2 protein-coding genes are annotated in these 10,283 nt (G+C 65.1%); both read left to right on the top strand.

Translation table 11 applies throughout. The features are described 5' to 3' along the window. On the top strand, window positions 1-1,274 hold a 1,274-nt coding region (locus GIW04_RS22415; RefSeq protein WP_236479201.1), incomplete at its 5' end, for an autotransporter outer membrane beta-barrel domain-containing protein. A gap of 355 nt (window positions 1,275-1,629) precedes the next feature. Beyond that, on the top strand, window positions 1,630-10,283 hold an 8,654-nt coding region (locus GIW04_RS22410), incomplete at its 3' end, for a non-ribosomal peptide synthetase (protein WP_236479199.1).

Raw genomic sequence — 10,283 nt, 5'->3', positions numbered from 1 at the left:
CCACCTACACCCTGCTGACAGCCGGCGCGGTCAACGGCACCTTTGCCACCACCAACCTGGAGAACCTGGCGTTCCTCACGACCGCGTTGAACTACAGCCCAACCCAAGTGGCCCTGGCGGTCAGCCGCAACAACGTCAGCTACGCCAGCGTGGCGGCCACCGGTAACCAACGCGGCGTGGCGGCGGCGTTGGGCACAGGTACCGCAGTCGGTGGCGCAGCGGTGCAAAATGCACTGCTTAACGGTAATGCAGCGGCGGCACGTGCGGCCTTCGACAGCTTGTCCGGCGAAATCCACGCCAGCACCGCCAGCGCCATGCTTGAAGATTCGCGTTATGTGCGTGACGCGGTCAACGAGCGCCTGCGCCAACCCGGTTGCTACCGCGAGGACGACCCGCGCAATGCTCTGGCACCCAGCGAGAACCACCTGAGCAGCGCCGGTTGCCACGGCGAGATGGTCGGTTGGATGCGCGTGCTCGGCACCTGGGGCCATATGGGCGGTGACAGCAACAGCGCCAAGCTGGACCGCAACCTCAGTGGCTTCCTGCTCGGTACCGACAAGCAAGTGGACGACGCCTGGCGCGTGGGCGTGGCCGCCGGCTACACCCGCAGCGACCTGGACGCCAAGCGCCGCAATTCCAGCGCCGATGTGGACAGCTACCACCTGATGGCCTACACCGCCTACCAGCAAGAAGCCTTCGCCGCACGCATGGGCGTGGCGTACAGCTGGCATGACGTCGAAAGCAAACGCAACGTGGCCGTCGGCGGCGAGGGCCAACGCCTCAAAGCCGACTACAAGGCACGCAGTGCGCAAGTATTCGGTGAAGTCGGCTACACCATTCAAACCCCTACCGTAGCCCTGGAACCGTTCGCCGGCCTGGCCTACGTCAACTACGACAGCGACACGATCAAGGAAAAAGGCGGCTCGGCAGCCCTGCGTGGCGATGCCGACCAGGACATCACCTACTCGACCTTGGGCGTGCGCATTGGCCAGACCATCACCCTGGGCAACGGCTCGAAAATCACCCCACGGGGCAGCATCGGCTGGCGCCATGCCTTCGGTGACACCAAGCCCGACGCCGACCTGAGTTTTATCAATGGCGGTGGCTCGTTCAGCACCCAGGGTGTGCCGATTGCCAAGGACAGTGCGGTGGTGGAAGCGGGCCTGGATTACCAGATCAGCCAGAACGGCAGACTGGGCCTGGGCTATTCCGGCCAACTCTCGCGCAACGACAAGGACCACGCGGTGACGGTGAGTTTCTCCCTCGGTTTCTGATCACGGCCGAGTTTTCTTGAACCGCCCGCAAGGGCGGTTTTTTTTGCCCCATGTAGGAGCGAGCTCGCTCGCGAAAAACCTCAACGATAACGCCGGCATCCTGATTAAACGCGGCGCCTGTGAGTTTTTCGCGAGCAAGTTCGCTCCTACAGGTAAGAGCCGTGCTATTCCTCTTGTCCCCGCTTCCCATGTCACCCCCCAGCCCACAGATCCCTTAATTTTCAAGCCTGCCGGAAGCCCCTCCAGGCCTACGGCTGCGCCCGCAGTTTTTTACAGGCGCGCGGTACTGCCGATCCAAGCGGCAAAACTGAATACGGACATTCTCGTCAACCGTGAATTATCAGGCAGGTTCCCCATGCAGTTCAGCGACTTACTCGCAGCGATTTCCACCCACGCGATCCGTCTGCAAACGGAAGAAGACGATCTGATCGTTCTGGGCGATGACCAAGCGTTGGACGACGCGCTCTGGGATCAATTGATCGCACACAAATCCCAACTGCTGGAGTTGGTCGCCGAACATGGCGGTGACTGGCTGAGCCCGGCCTACCGCATCACCCCGGATATGCTGGCGCTGGTCAACCTCGACCAGCCGGCCATCGACCGCATCGTCGCGGCGGTCCCAGGCGGTGCGGCGAATGTGCAGGATATCTACCCGCTGGCGCCGCTTCAGGAAGGTATGCTCTATCACCACATCTCGGCGCAGAAGGGTGACCCTTACGTGCTGCACGCGCAGTTCGTGTTCGACAGCCGCGCACGCCTTGAGGCCTTTGCCGAGGCGCTGCAATGGGTCATCGATCGTCACGACATTTTGCGCACTTCCATGGTCTGGGAGCGCCTGGACGAACCGCTGCAGGTGGTGTGGCGCAAGGCTGTGCTGGCCTGCGAAGAGGCGCAGCTGGACGGTGCTGACCGCCTGGCTCAATTGCTCGCTCGCTATGATGCCCGCGCTTATCGCATGGACCTGGGTCAGGCGCCGCTGCTGCGCCTGGTGTTCGCTGACGACCCAGCCAACCAGCGGCTGGTGGCGATGCTGTTGTTCCACCACACCATCCTCGATCACACGGCCCTGGATGGCGTGCGGCATGAAATCCAGCTGTACCTGGCCGGGCAGCAAGCCCAGGCCCCTGCACCGGTAGCGTTTCGCAGCTATATCGCCCAGGTGCGCCATGGCGTCAGCGAGCAGGCCCATGAGGCGTTCTTCCGCGACATGCTGGCGGATATCGATGAACCGACGCTGCCGTTCGGCCTGCAAGATGTGCAGGGCGATGGCCAGGGCATCGACGAAGTGCGCATCCCTGTCGACAGCGCTCTGAGCCGCCGCTTGCGTAGCGTGGCGCGCCCGCTGGGGGTGAGTGTGGCGAGCCTGATGCACCTGGCCTTGGCGCGGGTGCTGGGCGCAGTCTCCGGGCGGGAGGCGGTGGTATTTGGCACTGTGATGCTCGGGCGCATGGGGGCGGGCGAGGGCGGTGAGCGGGCCTTGGGCATGTTCATCAACACCTTGCCACTGCGCGTGGATGTGGGTGAGCAGGGCGTGCGCGCTGCGGTCAAGGTCACCCATGAGCGCCTCACGCGCTTGCTCGATCACGAACATGCGTCCCTGGCGCTGGCACAACGGTGCAGCGGCGTGGCGGCGCCTACGCCGCTGTTCAGCGCGATACTTAACTACCGTCACAGCGCCGCCACTGACATGGCGGCGGTGATCGAAGTGGCCGACGGCATCCAGGTGCTGGGCGCCGAGGAGCGCACCAACTACCCGCTGACGGTGAACGTCGATGACCTGGGTGAAGACTTCGCCCTGACCGTGATGGTCGATGCCTCCATTGGCGCGCCACGGGTTGCCGGTTACCTGCACGCGGCCTTGGAAAGCCTGGCCGGCGCCCTCGAACAACGACCGGAGATGCCGCTCTGCGGCCTGAACATCCTGCCTGACGCTGAACGCCATCACTTGCTGCACACCTTGAACGACTGCCCCACGCACTACGCCGACACCCAGCTGATCCACCAGCAAGTCGAAACCCACGCCGCCGCCCAGCCCGATGCCATTGCGTTGTCCTTCGAGCAACACGCCCTGACCTACCGCCAACTCAACGAACGCGCCAACCAAGTCGCCCACGCGCTGCTGGCTCACGGCGTGCGCCCCGACGCGCGGGTGGCGATCTGCGTGGAGCGCGGCCCGCAGATGATCATCGGCCTGCTGGGCATCCTCAAGGCCGGCGCCGGCTATGTGCCCATCGACCCGGCCTATCCCCAGGAACGCATCGCCTATACCCTGGCCGACAGCCGGCCGGTGGCGGTGCTGGTACAGGCCGACACGGCGCAGCGGGTCGGCGCACTGGCCCGGATCGACCTCGACCACCTGGGCCCGTTGCCCATCAGCAACCCCCGGCTGCACCTGAGCCCGGCCAACCTGGCCTATGTGATCTACACCTCCGGCTCCACCGGCCAGCCCAAGGGCGTGATGATCGAGCATCGCCAGGTCGCGCGCCTGTTCGGCGCCACTCAGCAGTGGTTCGGCTTCAATCATCATGATGTGTGGGCGTTGTTCCATTCCTTTGCGTTCGACTTTTCCGTGTGGGAAATCTGGGGCGCGCTGATGCACGGCGGCCAGTTGCTGATCGTGCCGCAACTGGTCAGCCGCTCACCGGATGAGTGCTACGCGCTGTTGTGCGATGCCCAGGTGAGCATCCTCAACCAGACGCCGAGTGCGTTCCGCCAGTTGATCGCGGCCCAGGGCAACAGCGCCCAGTCCCATTCCCTGCGCCAGGTGATTTTCGGCGGCGAAGCCCTGGAACCGGGCATGCTCAAGCCGTGGTACGCACGGGCGGTGAATGCCGGTACGCAACTGGTGAACATGTACGGCATCACTGAGACCACCGTGCATGTGACCTACCGGGCGCTGGAAGCAGCCGACGCGCACTTGGTCGGCGTGAGCCCGATTGGCGTGCGTATTCCTGATTTGCAGTTGTACGTGCTGGATGCACGCCGCGAGCCCTTGCCCCTGGGTGTGGTGGGCGAGTTGTACGTGGGCGGCGCCGGGGTGGCGCGTGGTTACCTCAACCGCGAGGCGCTGAATGCCGAACGCTTCGTCGCCGACCCGGCCACCGGCCTGCGCATGTACAAGACCGGCGACCTCGGCCGCCTGCTGGCCGACGGCAGTGTCGAGTACCTGGGGCGTAACGATGACCAGGTCAAGGTCCGGGGTTTCCGTATCGAACTGGGTGAAATCCAGGCGCATCTGGCCACGGCCAACGGCGTGCGCGATGCGGTGGTGATCGCCCGTGAAGATCAGCCGGGCGACAAGCGCCTGGTGGCCTATGTGATCAGCGATGGCGAACTCAACGTGGCCGCCCTGCGTGACCATCTGCTGCGCAGCCTGGCCGAACACATGGTGCCCAGCGCCTTCGTGCGCCTGGACACGCTGCCGCTGACCACCAACGGCAAACTCGACCGCAAGGCCTTGCCCGCACCCGATGCCGACGCCGTGGCCCGGCGCGCGTATGCGGCGCCCCAGAGCGCGGTGGAAACCACCCTCGCCAGGCTCTGGCAAGACCTGCTCAACGTCGACCGTGTCGGTCGTGAGGACAATTTCTTCGAACTCGGCGGCCATTCGCTGCTGGCGGTCAAACTGATCGAACGCATGCGCCAGGTCGACCTCAGCGCCGATGTGCGCGTGCTGTTCGGCCAACCCACCTTGGCGGCGCTCGCTGCGGCGGTGGGCGGCCAGCAGACCGTGCAGGTGCCGGCTAACCCCATTCAAGCAGACACGCAGGCCATCACCCCGGACATGCTGCCCCTGGTCGAGCTGGATCAGGCCGCTATCGACCATATCCTTGAGGCCGTGCCCGGTGGCGTTGCCAACGTGCAGGACATCTACGGCCTGGCGCCGTTGCAGGCCGGCATTCTCTACCACCACCTGGCGACCACCGAGGGCGACCCTTACGTGTTGCAGGTGCAGTTGCGCTTTCACGACCAAGGCGCTGTCGATGGGTTCGTAAATGCGCTGCACTCGGTGATCGAACGCAACGATATTCTGCGCACCGCCATCCTCTGGGAGGGCCTGGAGGAACCGGTGCAAGTGGTGTTGCGCCAGGCGCCCTTGGTGGTCGAACGCCTGGATGCCCTGGGCGGCGATGCACTGACGCACCTGCAACAGCGTTTCGACCCACGCCACTATCGCCTGGACCTGTCACGTGCCTCGCTGATGCGCCTGGCGTATGCGCAGGACACCCAAGGCGTGGTCGGCATTTTGCTGCTGCACCATGTCCTCCTCGACCATACGGCCCTGCAGGTACTGGTCGAAGAGATGAGCGCCAGCCTGCATGGCCACAGCGCGCAATTGCCTGACGCGGTGCAGTACCGCAACTACGTGGCCCAGGCCCGCCTCGGTGTCACCCAGGCCCAGCATGAAGCCTTCTTCAGCCAGATGCTGGGCGACATCGACGAGCCGACCCTGGCCTTCGGTTTGCAGGACGTGAATGGTGACGGCAGCGGCATCCATGAAGCGCGCCTGCCGCTGGAGCCGGCGCTTAACCTGGGCTTGCGCGAACAGGCGCGGCAACTGGGTGTGAGCACCGCGAGCCTGGTGCACCTGGCCTGGGCCCAGGTGCTGGGGCAGGTGTCTGGCCAGCAGGAGGTGGTATTCGGCACGGTGTTGCTGGGCCGTATGCAGGGCGGCGAGGGCGCTGACCGGGCGCTGGGGATGTTCATCAATACCTTGCCGCTGCGGGTCAGCCTTGGCAGCGTCGGCGTGCAGGCCGGCGTGCGCGCTACCCATGCGCGCCTGGCGCAACTGCTCGGGCACGAACATGCCTCGTTGTCCCTGGCCCAGCGCTGCAGCGGCGTGCCGGGCTCGCTGCCGCTGTTCAGCACCTTGCTCAACTACCGGCACAGCGCAGCCGATGAAGCGCCGGGGGACAACCCCTTTGCCGCTTCCGGTATCGAGATTCTCAGCTCCGAAGAGCGCAGCAATTATCCGCTGGTGCTCAACGTGGATGACCTCGGCACGGGCATGCGCTTGACCGTGCAAGGCGTGGCCGAACTGGATGTGCAACGGGTGGGCAACTACATGCTCACCGCACTGCGCCACCTGGTGACTGCGCTGCAACAGGCGCCGACCACCGCGTTGCACAGCGTGTCGATCGTGCCGCCGGCGGAGCGGCGCAAACTGCTGCAGGACTTCAATGCCAGCGCCCGTGAATTTCCGTCGCACCTCAGCGTCGCCCAACTGTTTGAAGCCCAGGTGCTGGCCCGGCCGGAAGCCACGGCGGTGGTGCATGGCGAACATTCCCTGAGCTACCGCGACCTCAACCGCCGTGCCAACCGGCTCGCCCATTATTTGCTCAACCAGGGCGTGCAGCCGGGTGAGCCGGTCGCCCTGGCGCTGCCGCGCTCAATTGACTTGATCGTCAGCCAATTGGCGGTACTCAAATGCGCTTCGGTCTACGTGCCGCTGGACGTCAATGCGCCGCCTGAACGCCAAGCCTTCATGGTGCAGGACAGCGGCGCCCGTCAGCGGCTGGACAACCTGGCCGAGCTGAACCTGGACGTAATGCCTGCGACCAACCCCGCGGTGGCCCAGAGCTCGGACAGCGTGGCGTACATCATGTACACCTCCGGCTCCACCGGTACGCCCAAAGGCGTGTTGGTGACCCATCGCGGCATCAGCCGGCTGGTGATCAATAACGGCTACGCCGACTTCAACCCCCATGACCGCATCGCGTTTGCATCCAACCCGGCGTTCGACGCCAGCACCATGGATGTGTGGGGCGCGCTGCTCAACGGCGGCCAGGTCCAAGTGATCGACCACGCCACCTTGCTCGACCCGCTGGCATTTGGCGCTGAACTCAAGGGCGCTACGGTACTGTTCGTCACCACCGCGCTGTTCAACCAGTATGTGCAACTGATTCCACAGGCCCTGGCCGGCCTGCGCATTTTGCTGTGCGGCGGCGAACGTGCCGACCCGGCAGCCTTTCGCAGCCTGTTGGCGCAGGCTCCGGCGTTGCGTCTGGTGCATTGCTATGGGCCGACGGAAACCACCACCTACGCCACCACGTATGAAGTGCGCGCGCTGGCCTCAGATGCCGACAGCGTGCCGGTGGGGCGGCCGATTTCCAACACGCAGATCTATGTGCTGGATGCACAGTTGCAGCCGGTCCCGCTGGGCATCACCGGTGAAATCTGCATTGGCGGGGAGGGCGTTGCCAAGGGCTACTTGAACCGTGCGCAGTTGACCGCCGAGAAGTTCGTGAACAACCCCTTTGTCGATCAGCCTGGGGCACTGATGTATCGCACTGGCGACCTCGGGCGCTGGTCGGAAGATGGCCTGCTGGAGTGCCTGGGGCGCAATGACGACCAAGTCAAAATCCGCGGTTTCCGTATCGAACTGGGCGAGATCGAGGCACGCCTGGCCAGTTGTGCGGGTATTCAGGAGGTTGCCGTGCTCGCCCGTGAAGACGTGCCGGGGGACAAGCGCCTGGTGGCCTATTTCACCTGGGCCGGCGCAGACCTGGGCATTGACCAGGTACACGCGCACCTGCAAGGCCAACTGCCGGACTACATGCTGCCGTCGGCCTATATGCCGCTGGCCAGCCTGCCGTTGACCAACAACGGCAAGCTGGACCGCAAAGCATTGCCGGCACCCGACCAGGCCGCCTTTATCAGCCGTGGCTACGAGGCCCCCCAAGGCGAGGTGGAAAGCCTGCTGGCGCAGATCTGGCAGGACGTGCTCAAGCTTGAACGCGTGGGGCGTCATGATCACTTCTTCGAACTGGGCGGGCATTCGTTGCTGGCGGTCAGCCTGATTGAACGCATGCGCCAAGTGGGCCTGAGCGCCGATGTGCGCGTGTTGTTCAGCCAGCCAAGCCTGGCCGCGCTGGCGGCAGCCGTGGGCAACGGCAGAGAAATCGTGGTGCCCGCCAATGGCATCCCCGCCGGCTGCACACAAATCACGCCGTCGATGCTGAGCCTGGTGCAGCTCACCCCGCAGGCCATCGCGCGCATTGTCGCCAACGTGCCGGGTGGTGCAGCGAATATCCAGGATATCTACCCGCTGGCGCCGCTACAGGAAGGCATTCTCTACCACCACATCAGTGCCGAGCAGGGCGACCCGTACCTGCTGCAATCGCGCATGGCCTTTGACACTGTCGAGCGCCTGCACGCCTTTATGGGCGCGCTGCAACAGGTGGTGGCGCGCCACGATATTTTGCGTACCGCTGTGGTGTGGGAAGGGCTCGACAGCCCGGTGCAAGTGGTGTGGCGCGCCGCCCAACTGGCGGTGCAGGAGGTGATGCTCGACCCGGCCGGCGGCGACGTCATGGCGCAACTGCACGGGCGTTTCGATGCGCGTCACTACCGCCTGGACATTACCCAGGCGCCGTTGCTGCGCATGGTCTACGCCCAGGACCCCACGCACAACCGGGTCGCGGCGATCCTGCTGTTCCACCATCTGGCGCTGGACCACACCGCCATGGAAGTGGTGGGCCAGGAAATGCGTGCCTTTATGTTCAACCAGGCCCAGGACTTGCCTGCCGCCGCGCCGTTTCGCAACTATGTGGCCCAGGCGCGGCTGGGCGTCAGTGTGGCGCAGCATGAGCAGTTTTTCCGCGACATGCTCGCCGAGGTCGACGAGCCGACCTTGCCGTTTGGCCTGCAGGATGTGCAGGGCGATGGCCGTGCAATCGAAGAAGCCAAGGTGCACCTGGAGGCAGGCCTGGCCCAGCGCGTACGCCAGCAGGCGCGCCAACTGGGCGTCAGCGCCGCCAGCCTGATGCACCTGGCCTGGGCCCAGGTGTTGGGCCTGGTCTCGGGCCGCGATGAGGTGGTGTTCGGTACGGTGCTGATGGGCCGTATGCAAGCCGGCGAGGGCGCAGACCGTGCGCTGGGGATGTTTATCAACACCTTGCCGCTGCGGGTCGACGTTGCAGCCGGTGCGACGCAGGCGGTCAAAGCCACCCATGCGCGCTTGAGCGCCTTGCTCGGGCACGAGCATGCGTCACTTGCGCTGGCCCAGCGTTGCAGCGGTGTGCCGACCAGCACGCCGTTGTTCAGCGCCTTGCTCAATTACCGCCACAGCAACCCCGACGACATGGCCCGCGACGGCCACGGCATCTGGGAAGGCGTGCAACTGCTGGGCGGCGAAGAGCGCAGCAACTACCCGCTGACCCTGAGCGTGGATGACCTGGGCGCAGGCTTTGGCCTGAGCGTGCTGGCGGTGCCGCAGATTGGCGCGCAACGCCTGTGCGACTACATACTCAGTGCCGTGCAGCAACTGATTGTCACCCTGGAGACGGCGCCCCACAGTGCGCTGCACCCATTACCGATTCTGCCCGCCGCAGAGCGCGACACGGTACTGCGCGAGTTCAACGCCACCGCCCACGACTTCCCCCATGGCCAGACCCTGCACGGTGCGTTTGAAGTGCAGGCCGAGCGCCAACCCCATCGCATTGCCGTGCAGCAAGGCAGTGAGGCGCTGACGTATCAGCAGCTCAATCAACGGGCCAACCAGTTGGCTCATCACTTGCTGGAACTCGGCGTGCAAGCCGACGACCGCGTGGCGCTGTGCTGCCGTCGCGGCCCGCAGATGCTGGTGGGGCTGTTGGGCATTCTCAAGGCTGGCGCGGGCTATGTGCCGATCGACCCTGCGTACCCCGCCGAGCGTATCGCCTACTTGCTGCAAGACAGCGCGCCCGTGGCGGTGTTGGCCGAGACCAGTACCCGGGAGTTGCTCGGTTCGGTTGCCCTGGTCGATCTGCATGACCCCGCCTGGCAGCGCCACGCCGTCAGCAACCCGCAATTGCCCGCCCTGACGCCCGCGCACCTGGCGTACGTGATCTACACCTCCGGCTCCACCGGCCAGCCCAAGGGCGTGATGGTGGAACACGGTACGGTGGAAAACCTGGTGCATTGGCACTGTGAGGCCTTTGGTCTGACAGCGGTAAGCCACACCAGCAGCGTGGCTGGCATGGGCTTTGATGCCATGGCCTGGGAGGTCTGGCCAGCCCTGTGTGTCGG

It is taken from the genome of Pseudomonas sp. PA-4-8C, from assembly GCF_021606625.1.
Lineage (GTDB): Bacteria > Pseudomonadota > Gammaproteobacteria > Pseudomonadales > Pseudomonadaceae > Aquipseudomonas > Aquipseudomonas lactis.
Note: the sequence above shows the minus strand (reverse complement) of the source record. Positions and strands in the feature narration are given on the sequence as shown.